Genomic DNA, 2,149 nt, shown 5'->3' with positions numbered 1-2,149 from the left:
GCATCGCGAATGGCGAGTTGACAAGACCCTTGCCGAACATCATCGGCGCGCGCTTGAACTCGAGTCTCCTACCGGAGCCACGAACTCAAGCACGCCAAGAAAACGGCATTCAAGAAAGTGAAACGATGTCTGTGAATCGCACACTTAAAAATATCGAAAACCTGTCCGAACGAGCGAGACCACCTGTGGGTACGCCCAGACACACCCCGCACATACGGCCGGGCATTGATGAACAGCGCCTTCAGATCGCCGTGCGGGCAGTACAGGCTGAGCTGGCCTCGCCGCTTCAAGCTCTGATTGTAGGCGCGGGCGTTTGCGACCCGATACGTCGGTTTCGGGCGTTTGCGCGGCGCACCGGATTTCAGGCTGGCTTTGTATGCCACTGAACGTTCACGAGGCGGATAGATCAATGGCCCTTTCTACTCGACCTCACGCTGCCGCGCAACTACCCCTTCCGAACAAAGCCCACAAAGGCATCACTTCGTCCTTGTGCCTGATTTATGCAACAACGCCGGCCCCAGGCTCAGTTTTCGCTCATTACGGGCGCGCCAGGGCCATCAATCGCGAGCGGCACAAGTAGACAACGCAACAGCCGCGGCTCGGACTTTCGTCGCCTTCTCGAAATGATCGAACTGGTGGGTTTTGATCCACCATTCGGCTGCTTCCATCAGAAGCTCCGGGTCATCGTTCTTGTTGGCAAAGAAAGCGTAGAAAGAGAGGCCAACCTTGGGACCTTTTTCCGCAATCTTTCGATCGCACACTTCCAATATCTTTTGTTGCAAAGCCGACCTTATGAGCGATTTTTTATCGTCCGCCATGATCCATTCCATGGTTGTTAAGTGTTGCTGTTAAACGGGATTGAAGTTTGTTAACTTCGGCGAACCGCATGAGCTTCCCCTGAAACTTCGCCTTCGCCTTCCAACCGGTCGTGTATAAACTCGACGGAAAGGAAGGAATCAGGGATGTTTAAAGTACCGAAACAAGCGTATACGGCGGAGTTCAAGGTGGCCGCCGTCCAGCGGGTGAAGGGAGGCCAGGGCTTGGCCGTAGTGGCCCGGGAACTGGGCATGTCGGAGCAGACGCTTCGCAACTGGGTGAAGGCCGAGGCGTCGGGCAAGCTGAGTGGAGCCGGAGCGAAGCCAGTCACGCCGGAGCAGATGGAACTGTCGCGTCTGCGAGCGGAGAACAAGCGCCTGCAAATGGAGCTTGAGAGCGCAAAAAGCGGCAGCATACTTCGCGAAGGACCTGCTGTGAGGTATGCCTGGATCGACCGGCAGGTCGGGCAATATCCGTTGTCCTCGCTGTGCTGGGTGCTGTCGGTCAGTGTGAACGGTTATCGTGCGTGGAAGCGCGGCGGCAAGCCGGGACGAACGCGACTGACGGACACGCAGTTGCTGACACTGATCCGGACGGTACATGCCGAGGTCAAGGGAGCTTACAGTTCGCCTCGCATGACGGAGGAAATTCGTGATCGCGGCTTTCCAGCCAGCAAGGACCGCGTGGAACGACTGATGCGTGAGAACGGTATCCGGGCCCGGCACAGGTGCCGCTATTGTGTCACGACCGATTCGAAGCACAAGCTGCCGGTCGCGCCAAATCTGTTGAATCGCGAGTTCACGCCCGCCGCGCCGAATCAGGTGTTCAGCTCGGACATCACGTATATCTGGACCGACGAGGGTTGGTTGTACCTGGCCGTAGTGCTCGACCTGTTCAACCGGGAAGTGGTGGGCTGGTCGATCAAGCCACGCATGACGGCGGATCTCGTGACGGACGCACTGACGATGGCCTGGTTCCGCCGCCGCCCTGCGCCCGGCGCGCTGTGCCATTCGGACAGGGGCAGCCAGTACGCGAGTCATGAGTTCCAGCGCAAGCTGGCCGCCTATGGCATGCGCTGCTCGATGAGTCGCAAAGGAAATTGTTGGGACAATGCCCCGACGGAAAGCTTCTTCAACAGCTTGAAAAACGAACGGGTTCACGCCACGCGCTACCGCACGCATCAGGACGCGAAGGCCGATCTGTTCGAATACATTGATGTGTTTTACAACCGCAGTCGTCATTACAGGTGGTCTCGCTCGTTCGGACAGGTTTTCGATATTTTTAAGTGGAATGTCCGAGGCAATCATGCTGCCGATTTGATCGCAGGCAGCGT

The 2,149-nt window shown here is 57.4% G+C and carries 3 protein-coding genes; 2 read left to right on the top strand and 1 reads right to left on the bottom strand.

Going from position 1 to position 2,149, the window contains the following annotated elements:
* Nucleotides 1-386 (top strand): hypothetical protein (locus ACPUER_RS36405; protein WP_425133538.1); only part of this gene is annotated, 386 nt, incomplete at its 5' end.
* 171 nt (nt 387-557) lie between these two features.
* Here the strand turns inward: ACPUER_RS36405 and ACPUER_RS36400 are convergent.
* Complete coding sequence (locus ACPUER_RS36400; protein WP_425133537.1) at nt 558-818, bottom strand: DUF6500 family protein; 261 nt, start codon at nt 816-818, stop codon at nt 558-560.
* A 144-nt stretch (nt 819-962) separates the two neighbouring features.
* Here ACPUER_RS36400 and ACPUER_RS36395 point away from each other — a divergent pair.
* The coding region (locus ACPUER_RS36395) for an IS3 family transposase (protein ID WP_425133536.1) at nt 963-2,149 on the top strand (1,187 nt) is incomplete at its 3' end.

Origin of the sequence: Burkholderia sp. DN3021 (assembly GCF_049805555.1) — a bacterium.
GTDB lineage: Bacteria > Pseudomonadota > Gammaproteobacteria > Burkholderiales > Burkholderiaceae > Burkholderia > Burkholderia pyrrocinia_C.
This window is presented reverse-complemented; position numbering and strand designations above follow the sequence as displayed.

What these genes read in the sequence shown, in the direction of transcription:
- ACPUER_RS36400 (WP_425133537.1), bottom strand. Translation starts at nt 818, where the DNA reads ATGGCGGACGATAAAAAATCGCTCATAAGGTCGGCTTTGCAACAAAAG.